This is a genomic window from Micropruina sp., from assembly GCF_027492755.1.
Taxonomy (GTDB): domain Bacteria; phylum Actinomycetota; class Actinomycetes; order Propionibacteriales; family Propionibacteriaceae; genus Micropruina.
On record NZ_JAPUED010000033.1, the window covers coordinates 1 to 19,001 of the forward strand.

Below are 19,001 nucleotides of genomic sequence, written 5' to 3' on the forward strand. Positions count from 1 at the left end.
GCAAGCAAAGGAGCTCGACCATGGCACTGAAGAAAATCGGCGCCGCAACAGCCGCGGCTGCCCTCGCTCTCTCATTGACAGCGTGCGCCGGCGGCAGCGGCAGCACCGACCTGTCAAATCTGAAGATCGGCATCAAATTCGACCAGCCCGGCCTCGGCTTGAAGTCGGGCGATCAGTACACCGGCCTCGACGTGGACGTCGCCACCTACATCGCCGGCAAGCTGGGCACCACGCCCGAGAAGATCCAGTGGACCCAGGCGCCGTCGGCTCAGCGCGAGACACTCATCGACAGCGGCCAGGTCGACCTGGTCGTCGCCACGTACTCGATCACCGACCAGCGCAAGCAGAAGGTCGACTTCGCCGGGCCGTACTTCATCGCCGGGCAGGATCTCTTGATTCGCGCCGACGACACCTCGATCACGGGCATTGATTCGCTCAAGGGCAAGAAGCTCTGCTCGGTGACGGGGTCGACCTCGGCACAGCAGATCACCGACAAGGTGCCGGGCGTCAACCTGCAGAATTTCGCCACCTACTCGGAATGCGTTGCCGCACTGGCTGCGAAGACGATCGACGCTCTCACCACCGATGACACCATCCTCGCCGGCTACGCGGCCCAGCCGGAATACAAGGGCAAGCTCAGGGTGGTCGGTAAGCCGTTCACCAAAGAGAACTATGGCGTTGGCCTGAAGAAGGGCAACACGGAACTGTGCAATAAAGTCACAGACGCGATCAAGTCGATGATCGCCGACGGCAGTTGGCAGCAATTCATCGACAAGAACCTCGGGCCTGCCGACTACAAGCCGGGACCCGGCAACCCGCCGACGCCTGCGGCCTGCTCGTAATTCCTCTCGGAGGGTGTCGCCGCGGGGCGGCACTCTCCGCGACCCGAAGGGTTGAAGCGATGGGCGATATCCTCGCGAAATACGACCTGCTGGCGGCATTCTGGGTCACGATCGAATTGTCCGTGCTGTCCGCATTGGGCGCATTGATCGTCGGAACGCTGGTGGCGATTTGCCGCGTCTCCCCCGTGCCCGTCCTGCAGTTCATCGGCACTAGCTACGTGAACATATTGCGGAACACCCCACTGACGGTACTGATGGTGGCGAGCATCCTGGGTGTGAGCTTCATCCTTGGCCTCAGCTGGTCCGACGATGCGAAGACCAACGCCTTCATCTGGGCCGTGATTGTGCTCAGCCTCTACCACGCCGCATTCGTCTGCGAGGCCCTGCGCAGTGGGGTCAACACCATTCCCGCCGGACAAGCGGAGGCGGCGCGTTCGATCGGGCTCACCTTCAGGCAATCGCTGACCGAGGTACTGTTGCCACAAGCGTTCCGCGGTTCGATCGCTCCCCTGGGGTCCACCCTGATCGCACTGATCAAGAACACCACGGTGGCTGCGGTCATCGGAGTTTCGGACGCCGCAGGGCTGATGGCGATCATCGTCGAGAATGAGACTGGCAGCCTCCCCGTGTTCGCCGTATTCGCGATCGGCTTCGTCATTCTCACGCTCCCGCTGGGTATCTGGTTCACCCATCTCTCGCAGCGACTGGCGGTGAAGCGATGAGCGCCCAGGCCGTCTTGTTCGATGCCCCGGGGCCGAAAGCCCGGCAACGCCACCTGATCCTGACAATCGTCGGGGTAGTGATCGTGGCCGGCGTCCTGGCCGCAGTGCTCTACCAACTCGGCACCAAAGGTCAACTGGACGCCGCGAAATGGATGCCGTTCCTGACCGCGAGCGCGTGGCGCAACTATCTGCTCCAAGGCTTGCTGGGCACGGCGATCGCCGCCGTACTGTCGGTCATCCTGGCCGGCTTGCTGGGCCTGCTACTGGGAATCGGCCGGCTGGCATCGACCCGGTGGATACGGGTGGTGAGTGGCGTCGTGGTCGAGTTCTTCCGCGCCGTCCCGGTGCTGATCATGATGATCTTCCTGTTCAACGCCCTTCAGTTGTTGCGCTGGTTCCGCAATGACGTGAATCCACTGATGGCCGTTGTGGTCGCGCTCACCCTCTATAACGGCTCGGTAATCGCCGAACTGGTGCGCTCCGGCGTCCATTCGTTGCCCAAGGGCCAGGCCGAGGCTGGTTTGTCGATTGGCCTCACTCCGAGCCAGACGTTGCGTTCGATCCAGCTGCCACAGGCCCTGGTCGCCATGCTTCCAGCCCTGATCGGCCAGCTTGTGGTGGTGGTGAAGGACTCGGCGCTCGGCTACCAGATCACCTATTCCGAACTGCTCACCTGGTCGAAGACCCTAGGCTCGGCCTACGCCAACACCGTGCCGGCATACATCGTGGCTGCGGCACTCTTCATCCTGATCAACTGGTCGTTGACCAGGTTCGCACGCTGGGTGGAGCAGCGACTGCGGAAGCGCTCGGTTACCGCAGCCCCGCTGACTACCGCAGCACCCAACATCATTCAGGGCAGCGCCGAGCCTGGCGGACCGACCGATACGTTGATCGATCAGCGCTGAGCGCCGGGCGTTTTGACACACGCCGAGTACAGCCTGAGAATGATTGTCATGAAGATCCTCAGAGCGGTAGTGACGGCAGTGGCGGCCCTCGGGCTGTCCATCACCGCAGGGTGTTCGGCGGGGACGCCATCCACCTCGTCCGGCCCGGCGGGGGCGACCCAGCTCAAGGTGACGGCCGCGTTCTACCCGTTCGAGTACGTGGCGCAGCAGGTCGGCAAGGACCTGGTGACGATCACCGATCTGACCCAGCCGGGCGCCGAGCCGCACGATCTGGAGCTCTCCCCCAAACAGGTGGCGGGCATCGGCGAGTCCGATCTGCTGATCTACCAGAAGGGCTTCCAGGCTGCGGTCGATTCGGCCCTGCAGACGGTCACCCCGAAGCAGGCGGTCGACACCGCGTCCTTCCTGACCCTGCAGCCCGCTCAGCACGAAGACGACCACGCGGACGAGGGGCATGCGGACGACGGACACGACCATGGGGCGCTCGATCCGCACACCTGGCTCGACCCGAACAACATGGTGACGATCACCGAGCACGTCCGCGACGCGCTCGCCGAAGCCAAGCCGGACGCCAAGGCGACCTTCGCCGCGAACGCCGACGCGCTGATCGCCCAGCTGAAGCAGCTCGACACCGACTTCAAGACCGGCCTCAGCTCGTGCCAGCGCAAGGTGTTCATCACCTCGCACGAGGCCTTCGGCTACCTGGCCCACCGCTACGGCCTGGAGCAGGTCGGCATCAGCGGCATCGAACCCGACACCGAGCCGACCGCCGCGCGGATAGCCGAGGTGCAGAAGGTGGCGAAGGCGAACGGCGTCACCACGATCTTCTTCGAGACCCTGGCCTCGCCCGCGGTGGCCAAGTCGATCGCCGGTGACCTGAAGCTGACCACCGACGTGCTCGATCCGCTGGAGGGGCTGACGCCGGAGTCCCGCGGGTCGGACTACATTGAGGTCATGAAATCCAATCTCACTTCGCTGCAGAAGGCGAACGGCTGTTCATGACGGCCGAGCCGCGGCCCTCAGCCCCGGCCATCTCCGCACATCAGGTCGACGTGGTGCTGTCGGGCGTCCCCATCGTCCGGCATGCCGGCTTCGAGATCGGTGTCGGCCAGACGGTGGCGGTGACCGGCAACAACGGGTCGGGCAAGACCACGCTGATGCGGGCCTTGCTCGGCTTGGTGCCGCACCGGGGCACCGTGGAGTTGTTCGGCACCGAGCTGAGCAGATTCCGTGACTGGCACCGCATCGGCTACGTCCCGCAGCGCAGCACCATCCTGGTGCAACAGGCCACCGCCCGTGAGGTGGTGGCTTCCGGACGTCTCGGGTTGCGGCGTCCGCTGTGGCCGGCGAGCGCGGCCGATCGCCAGGCGGTGACGGACGCCCTGGTCCGGGTCGGCATGGCCGATCGCGCGCAGGCGCCGTTTGTCCGGCTCTCCGGCGGCCAGCAGCAGCGGGTGCTGATCGCCCGCGCGCTGGCCGGCACCGCGGACCTGATGGTCTGGGACGAGCCACTGGCCGGGGTCGATCAGACCACCCAGGGCGTGCTCGCCGAGATCCTGGCCGAGTTGCGTGAGGCGGGCACGACAGTGGTGATGGTGCTGCACGAACCCGGCCCGTTCGAACCACTGATCGACCGGGCGATCACCCTGGCCGACGGACGGGTGGTCGCCGACGGACCGTTCCAGCCGGCACTGGGCGGGCACGAAGTGCACGAACTGCCGCACAGCCACTTCCACGAGACCGGACTCGAGGTGATCTGAGATGGAATGGCTCGCGCTGGAGTTCATGCAGCGGGCGCTGCTCGCCGCCGTCATCACCGGCCTGACCGCCCCCGCGATCGGCACCTACCTGGTGCAACGCCGGCTCAGCCTGCTCGGCGACGGCCTGGGCCATCTGGCCGTCGCGGGTGTCGGCCTGGCCTTCCTGACCGGCACCGCACCGCTGCCGGTCGCGGTGGTGGTGTGCGTGGTGGGCGCGATCGCCATCGAACTGCTCCGTGAACTGGGCCGCACCAGCGGCGATGTCGGCCTCGCGATCCTGTTCTACGGCGGGCTGTCCGGCGGGCTGCTCCTGGCCAGCCTGGCCGGCCAAGGCACCGGCACCCTGTCGGCGTTCCTGTTCGGATCGCTGCTCACCATCAACGCCACCGAGCTGTGGATCATCGCCGGGCTCGGCGCGGTCGTGCTGGTCGTCTGCCTCGGCCTGCTGCCGCAGCTTTTCGCGGTGAGTGCCGACGAGCCGTTCGCCCGGACGATCGGGCTGCCCGTCCGGGTCTACAACATCCTGATCGTGGCGCTCGCGGCCGTCACCGTCACGGTCTCGATGCGGACCGTCGGCCTGCTGCTGGTCAGTGCCCTGATGGTGGTGCCGGTGGCGACCGCCAACCATCTGGTGATCGGCTTCCGCCGGTCGATGCTGGTGGCGATGGGCCTGGGCGTGCTGGCCGCGGTGAGCGGCACGATCGGCTCCTACCAGTTCGACACCGCACCCGGCGCCCTGATCGTGGTGATCGCGATCGGTGTGTTCGCGCTCAGCTGGCCGGCCTCGCTGCTGCTGGCCCGCCGCTACGCCCCGTTTGTCGAGCTGACCGATGACCAGCCGCCCCGTTCGCACGAGTTGACCGAGGAGCATCCACACGTGCATTCCGCAACCTGCGGGCATCCGGCGGTGCCCCACGCTGGACATGTCGACTACATTCACGATGGTCACCGGCACGCCGCGCATGAGGGTCACTATGACGAGCACTGAACGAACACCACGCCGCACGAGGCAGCGCACAGAGATCCGCGATGCCGTCGAGGCCAGCAACTCGTTCGCCACCAGCCAGGAGATTCACGACCGGATGCGCCACGACGGCTCGACCGTCGGCTTGGCCACTGTCTACCGGGCGCTGCAGGCGATGGCCGCCAGCGGCGAGGTGGACAGCATCCGCACCCCGGACGGCCAGATCGCCTACCGCACCTGCACCCCCGGGCATCACCATCACCTGGTCTGCCGTTCCTGCGGACGCACCGTCGAGATCAGCCTGCCCGGCCTCGAGGAGCAGACCCGCAAGATCGCCGGCCAGTACGGCTTCGCCGAGATCGACCACGAGGTCGAGTTCTTCGGCACCTGCGCCGACTGCAGCAGCAAGTAGGCGCGGCCAACCACCGTTGGTCGAGCTTGTCGAGGCCCTACTGCGGTCCCGTCATCCCGGACCTGATCCGGAATCTCGGTGGTGCCGAACCGGCCGGAGATCCCGGCGTTCGCCTGGATGACGGAACGCTGGGGACGGTTCTTTTCGTTCCACGCTGGTCGAGCTTGTCGAGACCCCGACTGGGTCCGTGCCGTTGCGTGCTGTCAGACCACCCGATAGAGGCAGCGGACGAGCTCGTCCAGGTTGGCCTCGATGGCCTTGGTTGCGGCCACCGTGAGGTCGCAGAAGACGTGGGTGTCGGGCTGGTCGTCGAGCAGCTGCCGGGCTGCTTCGAGGCCGGCCTTGTCGGCGTAGGTGTAGTAGTTGATCTTGCGGACGCCGGCCTCGATCGCGGCGCGGTACTCCTCGCAACTCAGCCCAGATCCGCCGTGCATCACGATCGGGACTCCACCGGCCCGGCGCAGTTCACCGATCAGCCCGAAGTTGATCTTCGGATCGGCCTTGTACAGGCCGTGCACGGTGCCGAATGAGCAGGCCAGCGCGGTGACGCCGGTGGCGGCGACGAACGCCGCGGCGTCCTCGGGGCTGGTGTACAGGGTCTCGTCGGCCACACCCTTGGATTCGACGCCGTCCTCGCGTCCGGGCATGACACCCAGTTCACCCTCGACGCCGTAACCGCGCGAGTTCGCCAACTCCACCACCGCGCGGGTCTGTGCGACGTTGTCGTCGTAGGACAGCCGCGAGCCGTCGAACATCGCCGAGTTGAAGCCGACCGCGAAACCGCGCTCGACGTAGTCGATGGTCTCGCCGTGGTCGACGTGCACCACCAGTCCGGTGCTGGAGCGGCGGGCCAACTCGACCATGACCGGGCCGATGTCCTCGATCGCATTCACCGGTTCGTGCACCTGGGCGTGCTGCACGATCAGCGGCACCTCGTACCGCTCGGCCACCTTGATCGCCGACAGCAACAACTCCAGCGTCGGGGTGTTGATCGCGGCGATGCCGCAGTTCCTGCTTTCGGCGAAGTCGAGTGCGTCGCGCAGCCCGATCAGCATCGGGTACCTCCTCAGTCAGGTTTCCAAGGCGGCTCTGCCCCGGACGGCTCAGTGTAGTGAGCGACGACCGCCGGCAGGTCGGCGCATCAAGGAACCGTCAAGACTCGTCAGAGCTCGGTCAACAGCGCGGACGACCGCCCCGGGCGGGCACACGATCGAAGTGTGATCGAGGACCTGTTGGCCGCGCTGCTCGGCTTGGCATTGCTCATCTATCTGGGCTTCGCCCTGGCGCACCCGGAACGGTTCTGAGCACCATGCCTCCGACGCTCGCCGCCGTGCTGGCCGTGCTCACCGTTGTCGTGATCCTGGCCGTCATCCATGTGCCGCTCGGCAGCTGGATCCACCGGGTATTCACCTCGCCCACCCACACCCGCGTGGAGCGGCTGATCTACCGGCTGACCGGCGTCGATCCGGACGCCGAGCAGCGTTGGGGCGTCTATGCCGTGTCGGTGCTGGCGTTCTCGGGAGTGTCGATCCTGCTGTTGTGGGGGCTGATCCTGGCCCAGCCACTACTGCCGTTCTCGCAAGGGCGTTCGATGAACGTCGACACGGCGTTGAACACGGCGGTCTCGTTCGTCACCAACACCAACTGGCAGTCCTACGCCGGTGAGGCCGGGGCCGGCTACCTGCTGCAGGCGCTCGGACTGACCGTGCAGAACTTCGTCTCCGCAGCGGTCGGCCTGGCCGTGGCGATCGCCGTCGTCCGAGGGCTGACCCGGGAACACACCGACCGGCTGGGCAACTTCTGGGTCGACCTGACCCGCGGCACGCTGCGCGTCCTGCTGCCGCTGTCGGTGATCGCCGCGATCGCGCTGGTGGCCTGCGGCGTCATCCAGAACCTGGACGAACCGGTCACGATCACCACCATCGGCGGCGGTACCCAGGTGCTGCAGGGCGGCTTGGTGGCGTCCCAGGAGGCCATCAAGGAGTTGGGCACCAACGGCGGCGGCTTCTTCAACGCCAACTCCGCCTACCCGTTCGAGAACCCCAACGGGGTATCGAATCTCATCGAGATCGTGCTGATGCTGGCCATCCCGTCCGCGCTGCCCTACAGCTACGGCCTGATGGTCAAGGACCGCCGGCAGGGCGCCACGATCGCCGCCGTGATGGCCGTGCTCGGTTTCGGCGCGATGGCGGCGCTGACCGCGCTGGAGGTGGCCGGAGGCAGCCTGGAGGGCAAGGAGCAGCGCTTCGGCACCGCGTGGTCGGCGATCTTCGCCTCGGCCACCACCAGCACCTCCACCGGTGCGGTGAACGCCATGCACGAGTCGCTGCAGCCCTTGTCGGGTGGCGTTGCGTTGCTGAACATGATGCTCGGCGAGTTGTCCCCGGGCGGGGTCGGCACCGGGCTGTACTCGATGCTGGTGATGGTGGTGCTGGCGGTCTTCGTGGCCGGGCTGATGGTGGGCCGGACGCCGGAACTGCTCGGCAAGTCGATCGGACGGCGGGAGATCACCCTGGCCGCGCTGGCCATGCTGATCACTCCGACGCTGGTGCTGCTCGGCACCGGGACGGCGCTGCTCGTGCCCACCTCGAGACACGCGATGCTGGCGTCCGGACCGCACGGGCTGAGCGAAATGCTGTACGCGTTCACGTCGGCGGCCAACAACAACGGCTCGGCCTTCGCCGGGCTGTCCGCCGACCAGCCGTTCCTGAACCTGGCGCTGGCGGCCTGCATGCTGTTCGGCCGGTTCGTCCCGATCGTGGCGATGCTGGCGCTGGCCGGAGGGCTGAGCCGGCAGGGACGCCGTCCGGTGACCGCCGGGACGATGCCCACCCACTCGGCGAGCTTCGCCGGATTCCTGCTGGCGATCATCCTGGTCGTCGCCGGCCTCACCTACTTCCCGTCCCTGGCTCTCGGCCCGATCGCGGAGGCACTGTCATGAGGAAGGGCATCGTCGTGAGAGGAAGCGTCCCCAGCGGAGTGGGACGAAAAGAACCGTCCCCGGCGTACCACGCCGTCATGAGGAGGAGGCTGTGATGAGCAGGCATCCCCGCCCGGCGCATCCGTCGCTGGCCGTCACCGCCTGGCAGTCCCTCCCCCAGGCGCTGGCGAAGCTGGACCCGCGGCATCTGATCGGCAGCCCGGTGATCTTCGTGGTCTGGGTCGGATCAGTGCTGACCACCGTGCTGTCGGTGCTGCAGCCGTCGGTGTTCACCATCGCGGTCACGCTGTGGCTGTGGGCGACCATCGTCTTCGCCAACCTCGCCGAGGCGATCGCCGAGGGACGCGGCAAAGCGCAGGCCGACACGCTGCGAGCCACCCGGACCCGGACCATGGCTCGGCGGCTGCGCGCCGACGACACCGAGGAGCAGGTGGCCGGCGTCGAGTTGCGGATCGGTGACCGGGTGGTGGTCGAGGCCGGCCAGGTGATCCCCGGCGACGGCGACGTGGTGGACGGCGTGGCCAGCATCGACGAGTCGGCGATCACCGGCGAGTCGGCGCCGGTGATCCGCGAGGCCGGCGGCGACAGGTGCGCGGTGACCGGCGGCACCACCGTGCTCAGCGACCGGATCGTGGTGAAGATCACCGCCAAGCCGGGCGAGACGTTCATCGACAAGATGATCGCCCTGGTCGAGGGCGCGGCCCGGCAGAAGACCCCGAACGAGATCGCCCTGGGCATTCTGCTGATCACCCTGACCATCATCTTCCTGCTGGCGGTGATCGCCCTGCAGCCGCAGGCGATCTACTCCGGCGGACGGCTGCCGCTGGTGGTGCTGGTCGCCCTGCTGGTCTGCCTGATCCCGACCACCATCGGCGCCCTGCTGTCGGCGATCGGCATCGCCGGCATGGACCGGCTGGTGCAGCGCAACGTGCTGGCCATGTCCGGACGCGCCGTCGAGGCGGCCGGCGACGTCAGCACCCTGCTGCTGGACAAGACCGGCACCATCACCTTCGGCAACCGGCGGGCCAGCGACGTCCGGCCGTTGCCCGGAGTGGAGCGCGGCGAGCTGCTGGACGCCGCGCACGCGTCCTCGCTGGCCGACCAGACCCCGGAGGGGCGCTCCATCGTCGAGTTCGCGCTCGCCGACCGGCCGACCGGGGCGTCCGGCGTCCACGAGTTGAGCGATGACGCGTTGATCCGGGCCGGGGCCAGCTTCGTGCCGTTCACCGCGCAGACCCGGATGTCCGGGGTCGACCTGCCGGACGGCACCCAGATCCGCAAGGGCGCCGGTTCGGCGGTCGCCGCCTGGGTGGCCGGCGGAGGCGGCCGGTTCGCCACCCGGCTGCAGCCGATCGTCGACGAGATCTCCGGACGTGGCGCCACTCCGCTGGTGGTGGCCAGCCGGCAACCCGGCTCGCCGCCGCGCACCCTGGGCGTGGTCGAGCTCAAGGACGTGGTGAAGCCGGGCATGACGCAGCGGTTCGCGCAACTGCGGGCGATGGGCATCCGAACGGTGATGATCACCGGCGACAACCCGCTGACCGCCAAGGCGATCGCCGCCGAGGCCGGGGTGGACGACTTCCTCGCCGAGGCCACCCCCGAGGACAAGATGGCGCTGATCAAGGCCGAACAGGCCGACGGACGGCTGGTCGCGATGACCGGGGACGGCACCAACGACGCCCCGGCACTCGCCCAGGCCGACGTCGGGGTGGCGATGAACACCGGCACCTCGGCGGCCAAGGAGGCCGGCAACATGGTCGACCTCGATTCGGACCCGACCAAGCTGATCGACATCGTCGGCATCGGCAAGCAGCTGCTGATCACCCGCGGTGCGCTGACCACCTTCTCTATCGCCAACGACGTGGCCAAGTACTTCGCGATCATTCCGGCGATGTTCGTCGGCGTCTTCCCCGGCCTGCAGGCGTTGAACATCATGGCCCTGCACTCACCGGCTTCGGCGATGCTGTCCGCGGTGATCTTCAACGCGCTGATCATTCTCGGCCTGGTGCCGCTGGCCCTGCGCGGGGTCGCCTACCGGCCGCTCAGCGCCTCAGCGATGCTCACCCGCAACCTGCTGATCTACGGGCTGGGCGGCATCGTGGCGCCCTTCGTGGGCATCAAGCTGATCGATCTTCTCGTCGCTCTCATCCCGGGATTGGGGTAGTCATGTCCGTGTTTCGTCAGGCTCTCGCCGGGCTGAGGATGCTGCTGGTGATGACGGTGGTGCTGGGCATCGGCTATCCGGCGGTGGTCACCCTGGCCGCCCAGACCTTCCCGACGCAGGCGCACGGCTCCCAACTGGTCGCTGCCGACGGCCGGGTGGTCGGTTCGGCGCTGCTCGGACAGTCCTTCGCGGGACCACAATGGTTCCAGCCACGGCCCTCGGCGTCCGACTACTCGGGGCAGACCTCCGGCGGCAGCAACCTCTCCCCGGTCTCCGCCGACCAGCAGCAGGCCCGCCGGCAACGGCTGGACGCGCTACGGCAGGCCAACCCGGACGCTGTCGGCCCGGTGCCCGAGGACGCGCTGACCGCGTCGGCGTCCGGGCTGGATCCCGACATCTCGGTGGCCTACGCCCGCTGGCAGGTGCCCCGGGTGGCCGCCGCCCGCGGCGTCCCGGCCGCCGAACTGGAGGCGATGATCGCCGCGGCGACCGAGCCGGCCGCACTGGGCTACCTCGGCCAGGACGGCGTCAACGTGACCCGGCTGAACCTGGCGCTGTCCGGACGAGAATAGGGCCATGGGACGCGGCCGGCTGCGGATCTACCTCGGGGCGGCCCCCGGGGTGGGCAAGACGGTGAGCATGCTGGCCGAAGGTCATCGCCGCGCCTCTCGAGGCACCGACGTAGTGGTCGGGCTGTGCGAAACGCACGGCCGGCAGCAGACGCAGACCCAGCTGGAAGGGCTGGAGATCGTCCCGCGCCGCACGATCGAGTATCAAGGGGTCGCCTTCTCCGAGCTGGACCTGGACGCGGTGCTGGCCCGCCGTCCGCAGGTGGCGCTGATCGACGAACTCGCCCACAGCAACGTACCGGGCTCGCGCAACGAGAAGCGCTGGCAGGACATCGACGAACTGCTGGACGCCGGCATCGACGTGATCTCCACGGTCAACATTCAGCATCTGGAGTCGTTGAACGACGCCGTCACCTCGATCACCGGCATCGTGCAGCGCGAGACGGTGCCGGACGAGGTGGTGCGGGCCGCCGACCAGATCGACCTGGTGGACATGTCGCCGGAGGCGCTGCGCCGGCGGATGGCCCACGGCAACATCTACCGTCCGGAGAAGGTGGACGCCGCGCTGGCCAACTACTTCCGGGTCGGGAACCTGGCCGCGCTGCGCGAGCTGGCGCTGCTCTGGCTGGCCGAGAAGGTGGATGCCGCCCTGGAGGGCTACCGCAACCAGCACGGCATCACCGAATCGTGGCCGGCGCGGGAGCGGGTGGTGGTCGCCCTGACCGGCGGACCCGAAGGGCGGGCATTGCTGCGCCGCGGCGCCCGGATCGCCTCCCGGCTGGCCGGCGGCCAACTGCTGGGCGCCTTCGTCAGCCGCAGCGACGGCCTGGCCAACGCTCCGCTCAGCCAGGTCGCCGAGCTGCGCCGGCTCACCGAGGAGCTGGGCGGCGAGTTCCACAGCATCACCGGCGACGACGCCGCGCAGGCCGTGCTGGATTTCGCCCGCGGGGTGAACGCCACCCAGATCCTGGTCGGCGGGTCTCCCCTGCCGCCCTGGCGGCGCGGGCTCAGCCCCAGCCTGGCCGAACGGATCATCGCCGACGCCGGTGACATCGACGTCCATGTCGTCGGCCATCCAAGGCCCGGACGCGGCTTCACCCGGCACCGCGGCCTGTCCCGGCAGCGGGTGGTGGCCGGGCTGGTCGCCGCGGTCGTCCTGCCGCTGCTGCTCACCGTGCTGCTGCACGCCGACCCGTACACCTCCGATCTGCCGCTGGACATTCCGATCTTCCTGCTGGCCACCGTGCTGGTCGCGGTGCTCGGCGGGCTGGTTCCGGCCGTGGTGGCCGCGGTGCTGTCGTCGGTGCTGCTGAACTGGTTCTTCGTGCAACCGACCGGCACGCTGAGGGTCGCCGATCCGGAGAACACCCTGGCGCTGATGGTGTTCGTCGGAGTCGGCGTGCTGGTGGCGCTGATCGTGCACCGCAACGCCCGGCGCACCGAAGAAGCCCAGGCGGCGCAGCGGGAGTCCGCCGCGCTGGCCGAGCTCTCCCATTCGCTGCTCGGTGCCCCCGACCAGCTGCCGCTGCTGCTGCAGCGGGCGATGGACATGTTCGGCGTCCGGGCTGCCGCGATCGTGCGCCGGCCCGCGGACGGCCCTGCCGAAATCGTGGCCGCGGCCGGTAGCTACGACCCCGCCGCACCCGCCGACCACGAGGACGCCGGCGACCACCAGCTGGTGCTGCAGCCACCAGGCCTGGCCGCCGGCCAGCGCCGGCTGTTCGACGCCTTCGCCGCCCACGCGGGCGCAATCCTGCAACGCCGGGAGCTGCAGCGTTCGGCCAGGTCGGCCGCGCAGTTGGCCCGGGACAACCAGGCCCGCACGGCGCTGCTGTCCGCCGTCTCGCACGACCTGCGGACGCCGTTGGCCGGGATCAAGGCGGCGATCGGCAGCCTGCGCTCCGACGAGGTGGAATGGTCGGCCGCCGACGAGGCGGAGTTGATGGCCGTCATCGAGGAATCCGCGGACCGGCTGGAGGCGCTGATCGGCAACCTGCTCGACCTGTCCCGGCTGCAGACCGGTGCGCTGATCGCCCATCCGGCGCCCACCGATCTCGGCGAGGTGATCCCGGCCACTCTCGCGGCGTTGCCCGACCCCGCTCGCGCCCACTGGGAGATCGATCCGGAGGCACGGATGGCACACACCGACGCCGGCCTGCTCGACCGGGTGCTGGGCAACATCGCCGAGAACGCGCTGCGCTATCAGAGCGCCGACACCCCGATCACGGTGCGGGCCAGCCGGGTCGCCGACCGGGTCGAGGTGCGGGTCACCGACAACGGGCCGGGTGTCCCGCCCGACGAGCTGGAGCGGATCTTCCAGCCCTTCCAACGCCAAGGTGACTCCGCCGGGACCGGCATCGGTCTCGGGCTGGCGGTGGCCCGTGGCCTGGCCGAGGCGATGGGCGGACGGGTCGGCGCCGAGCCGACGCCCGGTGGTGGACTGACCCTGGTGATCGCCCTGCCCACCCGGCCGGGTCAGGAGATCCCGGCTGAACCCGGAGGTGCATCGTGACCCGGATCCTGGTGGTCGACGACGATTCCATGCTGCAGCGCACGCTGCGGATCAACCTGCGAGCCCGCGGCCACGAGGTGCTGCTGGCCTCGTCCGGACGGCAGGCGCTCGCCAGTTTCGTGGCCGACGATCCCGAGTTGGTGATCCTCGACCTCGGCCTGCCCGACCTGGACGGCGTCGAAGTGCTGCGCCGGATTCGGCAGCACTCGGCCGTGCCGGTGATCGTGTTGTCGGCCCGGCAGCAGGCCGACGACAAGATCGAGGCTCTCGACGAAGGTGCCGACGACTACGTCAGCAAACCCTTCGACGTGAACGAACTGATGGCCCGGGTGCGGGCGGCGGTGCGTCGGACGTCTGTCGCGGCGGAGGCTCCGGAGACGTTCACCGCCCCCGGCCTGACCCTCGACTTCGGCGCCCACCTGGCCACCCGCGGTTCGGAGACGATCCATCTCACCCCGACCGAGTGGCGGCTGCTGGCCGAACTGGCCCGCCACCAGGGCCGGCTGGTGCCGCACGAGGACCTGCTGCGTGCCGTCTGGGGTCCCGGCTACGGCCGCGAACACCACTACTTGCGGGTCTTCGCCAACCAGATCCGCCGCAAGATCGAACCCGATCCGGCCGCCCCCCGGCATCTGATCAACGAGCCCGGCCTCGGCTATCGACTACAGCCCTGAGCAGCACCGTTGGTCGAGCCTGTCGAGACCCTTCGCGAGAAGTCACGACAAGCTCAACCGGCGACGCGGCTCAGCGGCCGAACAGCCGTCCGAACAGACCGGGTGCGGGCGCGGCCGACGTGGCATGTCCACCGCACCACTGAGCGGCGGGAACGGTGCGCTTCACCGCGTCGATGTGCTGGCCGCAGCCGGCCCAGGTGGTCTTTCCGCATTGTTTGCAGGTGACTGCACGGCACATGATGTTTCTCCTTGTCGTTCAGGGTTCAGGCGAGGGCGAGGAAGAGCTTCTCGAGCTCTTCGGTGGTGATGTCGTCGGTGCGCTCGCTACCGTCCGGGTCGGCCAGGCAGTCCTTCATCGCGGTGGCGATGATGGTGAAGCCGGCCCGGTCCAGGGCGCTCGAGACGGCGGCCAGCTGGGTGACCACGTCGCGGCATTTGCCGCCGCCCTCGACGGCGGCGATGACGGCGTCCAGTTGACCGCGGGCGCGGCGCAGCCGGTTCAGGATGCGGCGCTGGGCGGTGGGATCGGCGGGTGCCATGGCGGTTCCTCTCGTCGGTGGGGGCAGGTCAGGCGTGGGCGGGCTCGGGCAGCACCAGCACCTCGTCGGCACGGTCACCGAGCACGGCGCGGAGGGTGAGCATGCCGCCGGACAGCGAGGCGGAGTCGAAGCCCGCCTGGGTAAGTACCCGGTGTGCGATCGCCGAGCGGACGCCGGACGCGCACAGCACCCGCACCGGACGTCCCTGGGCGGCGCCCCGCACCTCGTCGAGCCGGTCGCGCAACTCGGTGTGCGGAATGTTCAGCGACCCCGGCAGCTGACCGGTCGCGCATTCGGCGCGGCTGCGGACGTCGAGCAGCAGAACCTGGTCCTCGATCCGATCCAGGTCGCCGGCGTACCAGAGCCGCAGAGTGCCGTCGAGCACGTTGGCACCGACCATGCCGGCCAGGTTCACCGCGTCCTTGGCCTGCCCGTAAGGCGGCGCGTAGGCCAGGTCGAGATCGATCAGGTCGGCCACGCTCAGCCCGCCGCGGAGGGCGCTGGCGAGCACGTCGATGCGCTTGTCGACCCCGTCTGCGCCGACCGCCTGCGCACCGAGAAGGCGGCCGTCGGCAGCGCCGACGTGCAGCATCAGGTGCAGTTGGCTGGCGCCGGGGAAGTAGCCCGCGTGCTGGTTGGGGTGCAGATGCAGCGTGCGGTAGTCGATGCCGGCGGCGTCCAGGGCGGCCCGGTTGGCGCCGGTCAGGGCCGCGGTCAACGCGCCGACCCGGACGATGGCGGTGCCCAGCGGCTGCGGGATCGGCCGAGCCGATTCGGGCCGGACGATCGCGTCGGCGACCAGCCGCCCGGCCCGGTTCGCCGGTCCGGCCAGCGGCACCGGACGGACCACGCCGGTGACTGGGTCGGTGGCTGCGGTGGCGTCGCCGACCGCCCAGACCCCGGGCAGCGACGTCCGGCCGTGCTCGTCGACCACGAGGGCGCCGTTGACGCAGGCCACCCCTGCCGCCTCGAAGATCTCGGTGTCGGGACGGACGCCGGCCGACAGCACGATCAGGTCGGCCGCGATCCGGCTGCCGTCGGCGAGCGTCACGGTGTCCTGCCTCACACCGTGCTCGACCGACGAGGCGGCGATACCGGCCCGCACCTCGATGCCGAGCCGGCGCAACTCGTCGGTCACCAGGTGGGCGAGTTCCGCCTCCAGCGGCGGCAGCACGTGCCCGGCCAACTCGACCACGGTGACCTTCAGGCCGCGCAGTGCGAGCGCCTCGGCCGCTTCCAGCCCGATGAACCCGGCGCCCAGCACGACCGCGCGACCCGCGCCGGCGTCCACCTGGGAACGTAGCGCGACGGCGTCCGGAACGGTGCGCAAGGTGCGCACCCGCGGCGAATCCAGTCCGGAGATCGGTGGACGCACGGCGCGGGCACCCGGCGCCAGCACCAGTGCGTCGTAGCTCAGCGTCGTCTTGCCGGACGGCGTCCGCACCTCGATCGTCTTGGCGGCGGCGTCGAGCCCGGTCACCTCATGCCGCGTCCGGACGTCGAGGTCGAGCGCGGCGCGCAGCGACTCGGGCGTCTGCAGCAGCAGGCGATCGGCCTCGTCGATCTCACCGCCCACGTGGTACGGCAGGCCGCAGTTGGCGAACGACACCTGCTCACCGCGCTCCAGCACGATGATCTGCGCCGACTCGTCCAGCCGGCGCGCCCGGGCCGCGCAGCTCATTCCGCCCGCAACTCCCCCGACGACCACGATTCGCATCACTCATCACTCCTTCAGTGAGAGAATATATACCCCCTGGGGTATTTTGCCCAATCGGTGCCGCGTGCCGCCGAACTCCCGAACTTCCGGGGACGGTTCTTTCGGCACCGGGGACGGCTCTCCTGGACACTGGGGACGGTTCTCATGATCCGGCGAGCTAGCGCGGGCCGATGCGCGAAACTCGTAGCGAACGGGGGTGGCATGCTGCGGTTCACCATCGGGGACGCCGCCGAACTGGCGGGCGATATCGGTCCCGACCCACGGCTGATCGGCGTGCTCGCCGAACTGGATGGCACCGTCGCCACCGACGACCTGCGAGCGGCGGTCGCCGAGCGGGCGGCTGGATTCCCACTGCTCGCGCACCGCATCGTCCGGCGCGGAGCGAATCCCCGGGCGGCCCGCTGGGAGCAGGTCACCATCGACCCGGCCCAACACGTGCTCGAACTCACGACCGATGATCCGACCGGCACCGCGATCGCTGTGCTGGTGGCCGGGCTGCCGGAAACCATCCCGATGTGGCGCCTGCTGATCCTGCGCTCCGCTGACGCCGCCCATCTGCTGTTCGTGACGCACCACGTCCTGCTCGACGGCGCGACAGCCATTGCCGTAGTCAGCACCTTGTTCGGCGGCGAGCCGCCAGAGCCGACGGCTCCCCGGCCGCGCCGACGATGGCTGGCCCCGGCGAGCGTGTTGGCGGCGCTCACCCGAGGGTCCTCCGCGACCTCACTGCTGACACCGCTGACCTCGGGATTCCGGATCGTCACGATCGAAGTGGACCTGGAGGCGCTACGCGAGGCCGCTCACCGCGCCGGCGCCACCATCAACGACCTGTTGTTGCTCGCGGTGGCCGAGTCGCTGCGCGCCGCCGCTCGCCAGCGCGGCGAGCAGCTGCGCCGAGTCGTGATCAGCGTGCCCACCACCCCCGGCCCCTCGGACGGCGAACCCAGCCGCAACCGGGTCGGCGGCTTCCTGGTCTCGGTACCCGAGCGGCGCGGCGACGAGACCGACGCCGACCTGCTCGGACGCCTTGCCGCACGGACTCGTCGCCGCAAGCGGCTCGCCCGCGCCTCGTCCGACTCGACGGCCCTCTCGGCAGCCCTGGTCGCAGCGGCCCGGATGGGCTGGTACCGGCCGCTGCTCGAACGCCAGCGGGCCATCACCAGCCTGGTCACCAACATGCGCGGCCCCGGCACGCCGCTGACCGTGCTGGGCGCCGAGGTGCGTTCGCTGACGCCGATCAGCCCCACCCTGGGCAACGTCGGCGTGGTCGTCGCCGCACTGAGCTACGCGGGGCGGCTCCGGGTCACCCTCCGGCTGGATCGCTCCGCCTGGAGTGCCGAAGGCACGCTCGTCGAGACCCTCGACGCGGCACTCTCGCGACTGGCCGACGTCGGCGATTCGGGATTCGGCAGCAAGCGCTGAATCGTCGGTCGAGCGCTCCCGAAGCATCCGCCGATCAAAGCCCTCCATCGTCATCCCGGACTTGATCCGGGATCTCTCCCCGCCTGAGCTCCCGGTTTGAGAGCCCGGCCGGAGCCCGCGAGGACGTGAATGATCAGCGCTTGCCTAAACCGACGACAGCCGTAGGTCCACGTGTGCGCACGCCGCAGCGCGTGCGGCGTCGGCGTCGTTGGCGGCGATAGCCTCCGCCAGCGCGCCATGGGCGGCCGCGCAGACTGCGCCGGAGGCGACATCGATCCGGATCCGGCTTTCGAGGCCCTGCCGGAGATCGGACAGCAGGCTGTTCCCGGCGAGACGGAACAGCACGTCGTGGAAGGCCCCCACAGCGACGCGGTCGCCGTCCATGCCGCGTTGTTCCAGCGCACGGAGTTCGTCGAGATCGTGCTCGCTGCGATTCCGCGCGGCGCCCGGCGCCGCCTCGAGTTCCAGCGACCGCAGCAGCAGGCGGATCTCGTCGACCTGGTAACCGACGGTGAACTCCGACAACGCCACCGGTAGCGCAGTGCGGGCCCGGACGAAGGTGCCCTGGGACGGCCGGGGTTCCAGCATGCCCAGATGGACCAGCGTGCTCACCGCCTCGCGCACGGTGGAACGGCTCACCGAGAGCCACTCGCTGAGTTCCGCCTCCACCGGGATCTGGCTGCCCTCGGGCCAACGGCCCGAGACCACCTCGTCCTGCAGCACCCGCAGCACCTGCAACGAGCGGGTACCTCTGGTGTGCTGTTCGGCAATGGAGTCCAGCAGAGTGGTGTACGACGGACCTGAGTGAGTGCGTGCCTCCAACGTAGGCGCGGCCACCAGGTGGATCCTTCGAGTGAT

At 69.2% G+C, this 19,001-nt stretch carries 19 protein-coding genes; 14 read left to right on the forward strand and 5 right to left on the reverse strand.

Going from position 1 to position 19,001, the window contains the following annotated elements; genetic code table 11:
- Positions 1 to 20 precede the first annotated feature (20 nt).
- The 7 genes from Q0066_RS01960 to Q0066_RS01990 are packed head-to-tail and all read left to right on the forward strand — an operon-like array spanning position 21 to position 5,605.
- Positions 21 to 842, forward strand: coding sequence for a glutamate ABC transporter substrate-binding protein (locus tag Q0066_RS01960; protein WP_298129531.1), 822 nt, complete (start codon positions 21 to 23; stop codon positions 840 to 842).
- Positions 843 to 901: 59 nt separating this feature from the next.
- Positions 902 to 1,564 carry an amino acid ABC transporter permease gene (locus tag Q0066_RS01965; RefSeq protein ID WP_298129533.1) on the forward strand — a complete coding sequence of 221 codons (663 nt, stop codon included), beginning with the start codon at positions 902 to 904 and terminating at the stop codon, positions 1,562 to 1,564.
- Positions 1,561 to 2,469: an amino acid ABC transporter permease gene (locus Q0066_RS01970; RefSeq protein ID WP_298129535.1), complete on the forward strand. Its 909-nt coding sequence runs from the start codon at positions 1,561 to 1,563 to the stop codon at positions 2,467 to 2,469. Before Q0066_RS01965 ends, Q0066_RS01970 begins: the two co-directional genes overlap by 4 nt.
- Positions 2,470 to 2,517: 48 nt before the next feature.
- Positions 2,518 to 3,471, forward strand: a complete 954-nt coding sequence (locus Q0066_RS01975) for a metal ABC transporter substrate-binding protein (protein WP_298129537.1) — start codon at positions 2,518 to 2,520, stop codon at positions 3,469 to 3,471.
- Entirely contained in the window at positions 3,468 to 4,229 is a 762-nt protein-coding gene (locus Q0066_RS01980) for an ATP-binding cassette domain-containing protein (RefSeq protein ID WP_298129539.1), read from the forward strand. Before Q0066_RS01975 ends, Q0066_RS01980 begins: the two co-directional genes overlap by 4 nt.
- Position 4,230: 1 nt before the next feature.
- The gene (locus Q0066_RS01985; RefSeq protein ID WP_298129542.1) at positions 4,231 to 5,217 is read left to right on the forward strand and encodes a metal ABC transporter permease; all 987 of its coding nucleotides are present in this window, start codon (positions 4,231 to 4,233) and stop codon (positions 5,215 to 5,217) included.
- Positions 5,204 to 5,605, forward strand: coding sequence for a transcriptional repressor (locus tag Q0066_RS01990; RefSeq protein WP_298129544.1), 402 nt, complete (start codon positions 5,204 to 5,206; stop codon positions 5,603 to 5,605). The genes Q0066_RS01985 and Q0066_RS01990 overlap by 14 nt, the downstream gene beginning before the upstream one ends.
- A gap of 203 nt (positions 5,606 to 5,808) precedes the next feature.
- On the opposite strand, the gene Q0066_RS01995 is transcribed toward Q0066_RS01990, so the two are convergent.
- Positions 5,809 to 6,660, reverse strand: a complete 852-nt coding sequence (locus Q0066_RS01995) for a class II fructose-bisphosphate aldolase (RefSeq protein WP_298129545.1) — start codon at positions 6,658 to 6,660, stop codon at positions 5,809 to 5,811.
- A gap of 162 nt (positions 6,661 to 6,822) precedes the next feature.
- Here Q0066_RS01995 and Q0066_RS17520 point away from each other — a divergent pair, with 162 nt between their 5' ends.
- The 6 genes from Q0066_RS17520 (at position 6,823) to Q0066_RS02020 (ending at position 14,465) form a co-directional block, all read left to right on the forward strand.
- Positions 6,823 to 6,909 (forward strand): potassium-transporting ATPase subunit F, encoded by an 87-nt coding sequence (locus Q0066_RS17520; RefSeq protein ID WP_366521490.1) that lies wholly within the window; start codon positions 6,823 to 6,825, stop codon positions 6,907 to 6,909.
- Between the two features lie 5 nt (positions 6,910 to 6,914).
- A complete protein-coding gene (kdpA, locus tag Q0066_RS02000) occupies positions 6,915 to 8,546 on the forward strand; it encodes a potassium-transporting ATPase subunit KdpA (RefSeq protein ID WP_298129547.1) in 1,632 nt (543 codons plus the stop codon).
- Between the two features lie 94 nt (positions 8,547 to 8,640).
- Positions 8,641 to 10,710, forward strand: coding sequence for a potassium-transporting ATPase subunit KdpB (gene kdpB / locus Q0066_RS02005; protein WP_298129549.1), 2,070 nt, complete (start codon positions 8,641 to 8,643; stop codon positions 10,708 to 10,710).
- Between the two features lie 2 nt (positions 10,711 to 10,712).
- Positions 10,713 to 11,282 carry a potassium-transporting ATPase subunit KdpC gene (kdpC, locus tag Q0066_RS02010; RefSeq protein WP_298129551.1) on the forward strand — a complete coding sequence of 190 codons (570 nt, stop codon included), beginning with the start codon at positions 10,713 to 10,715 and terminating at the stop codon, positions 11,280 to 11,282.
- A gap of 4 nt (positions 11,283 to 11,286) precedes the next feature.
- The gene (locus Q0066_RS02015) at positions 11,287 to 13,791 is read left to right on the forward strand and encodes an ATP-binding protein (protein WP_298129553.1); all 2,505 of its coding nucleotides are present in this window, start codon (positions 11,287 to 11,289) and stop codon (positions 13,789 to 13,791) included.
- Positions 13,788 to 14,465: a response regulator transcription factor gene (locus tag Q0066_RS02020; RefSeq protein WP_298129556.1), complete on the forward strand. Its 678-nt coding sequence runs from the start codon at positions 13,788 to 13,790 to the stop codon at positions 14,463 to 14,465. Before Q0066_RS02015 ends, Q0066_RS02020 begins: the two co-directional genes overlap by 4 nt.
- 70 nt (positions 14,466 to 14,535) lie before the next feature.
- On the opposite strand, the gene Q0066_RS02025 is transcribed toward Q0066_RS02020, so the two are convergent.
- The 3 genes from Q0066_RS02025 to Q0066_RS02035 are packed head-to-tail and all read right to left on the reverse strand — an operon-like array spanning position 14,536 to position 16,721.
- Positions 14,536 to 14,703: a hypothetical protein gene (locus Q0066_RS02025; protein WP_298129558.1), complete on the reverse strand. Its 168-nt coding sequence runs from the start codon at positions 14,701 to 14,703 to the stop codon at positions 14,536 to 14,538.
- Positions 14,704 to 14,728: 25 nt separating this feature from the next.
- Positions 14,729 to 15,004, reverse strand: a complete 276-nt coding sequence (locus Q0066_RS02030; protein WP_298129560.1) for a metal-sensitive transcriptional regulator — start codon at positions 15,002 to 15,004, stop codon at positions 14,729 to 14,731.
- Positions 15,005 to 15,032: 28 nt separating this feature from the next.
- The gene (locus Q0066_RS02035) at positions 15,033 to 16,721 is read right to left on the reverse strand and encodes an FAD-dependent oxidoreductase (protein WP_298129563.1); all 1,689 of its coding nucleotides are present in this window, start codon (positions 16,719 to 16,721) and stop codon (positions 15,033 to 15,035) included.
- Positions 16,722 to 16,922: 201 nt separating this feature from the next.
- On the opposite strand from Q0066_RS02035, the gene Q0066_RS02040 reads away from it, so the two are divergent.
- A complete protein-coding gene (locus Q0066_RS02040; protein ID WP_298129564.1) occupies positions 16,923 to 18,143 on the forward strand; it encodes a WS/DGAT domain-containing protein in 1,221 nt (406 codons plus the stop codon).
- Positions 18,144 to 18,287: 144 nt separating this feature from the next.
- On the opposite strand, the gene Q0066_RS02045 is transcribed toward Q0066_RS02040, so the two are convergent.
- The gene (locus tag Q0066_RS02045; RefSeq protein ID WP_298129566.1) at positions 18,288 to 18,980 is read right to left on the reverse strand and encodes a GntR family transcriptional regulator; all 693 of its coding nucleotides are present in this window, start codon (positions 18,978 to 18,980) and stop codon (positions 18,288 to 18,290) included.
- Between the last annotated feature and the right edge of the window lie 21 nt (positions 18,981 to 19,001).

What these genes read in the sequence shown, in the direction of transcription:
- Q0066_RS01970 (WP_298129535.1), top strand. Translation starts at nt 1,561, where the DNA reads ATGAGCGCCCAGGCCGTCTTGTTCGATGCCCCGGGGCCGAAAGCCCGG.
- Q0066_RS01960 (WP_298129531.1), top strand. Translation starts at nt 21, where the DNA reads ATGGCACTGAAGAAAATCGGCGCCGCAACAGCCGCGGCTGCCCTCGCT.
- Q0066_RS01995 (WP_298129545.1), bottom strand. Translation starts at nt 6,660, where the DNA reads ATGCTGATCGGGCTGCGCGACGCACTCGACTTCGCCGAAAGCAGGAAC.
- kdpA (WP_298129547.1), top strand. Translation starts at nt 6,915, where the DNA reads ATGCCTCCGACGCTCGCCGCCGTGCTGGCCGTGCTCACCGTTGTCGTG.
- Q0066_RS01975 (WP_298129537.1), top strand. Translation starts at nt 2,518, where the DNA reads ATGAAGATCCTCAGAGCGGTAGTGACGGCAGTGGCGGCCCTCGGGCTG.
- Q0066_RS02030 (WP_298129560.1), bottom strand. Translation starts at nt 15,004, where the DNA reads ATGGCACCCGCCGATCCCACCGCCCAGCGCCGCATCCTGAACCGGCTG.
- Q0066_RS01980 (WP_298129539.1), top strand. Translation starts at nt 3,468, where the DNA reads ATGACGGCCGAGCCGCGGCCCTCAGCCCCGGCCATCTCCGCACATCAG.
- Q0066_RS02015 (WP_298129553.1), top strand. Translation starts at nt 11,287, where the DNA reads ATGGGACGCGGCCGGCTGCGGATCTACCTCGGGGCGGCCCCCGGGGTG.
- kdpB (WP_298129549.1), top strand. Translation starts at nt 8,641, where the DNA reads ATGAGCAGGCATCCCCGCCCGGCGCATCCGTCGCTGGCCGTCACCGCC.
- Q0066_RS02035 (WP_298129563.1), bottom strand. Translation starts at nt 16,721, where the DNA reads ATGCGAATCGTGGTCGTCGGGGGAGTTGCGGGCGGAATGAGCTGCGCG.
- Q0066_RS01990 (WP_298129544.1), top strand. Translation starts at nt 5,204, where the DNA reads ATGACGAGCACTGAACGAACACCACGCCGCACGAGGCAGCGCACAGAG.
- Q0066_RS01985 (WP_298129542.1), top strand. Translation starts at nt 4,231, where the DNA reads ATGGAATGGCTCGCGCTGGAGTTCATGCAGCGGGCGCTGCTCGCCGCC.
- kdpC (WP_298129551.1), top strand. Translation starts at nt 10,713, where the DNA reads ATGTCCGTGTTTCGTCAGGCTCTCGCCGGGCTGAGGATGCTGCTGGTG.
- Q0066_RS01965 (WP_298129533.1), top strand. Translation starts at nt 902, where the DNA reads ATGGGCGATATCCTCGCGAAATACGACCTGCTGGCGGCATTCTGGGTC.
- Q0066_RS02040 (WP_298129564.1), top strand. Translation starts at nt 16,923, where the DNA reads ATGCTGCGGTTCACCATCGGGGACGCCGCCGAACTGGCGGGCGATATC.
- Q0066_RS02025 (WP_298129558.1), bottom strand. Translation starts at nt 14,703, where the DNA reads ATGTGCCGTGCAGTCACCTGCAAACAATGCGGAAAGACCACCTGGGCC.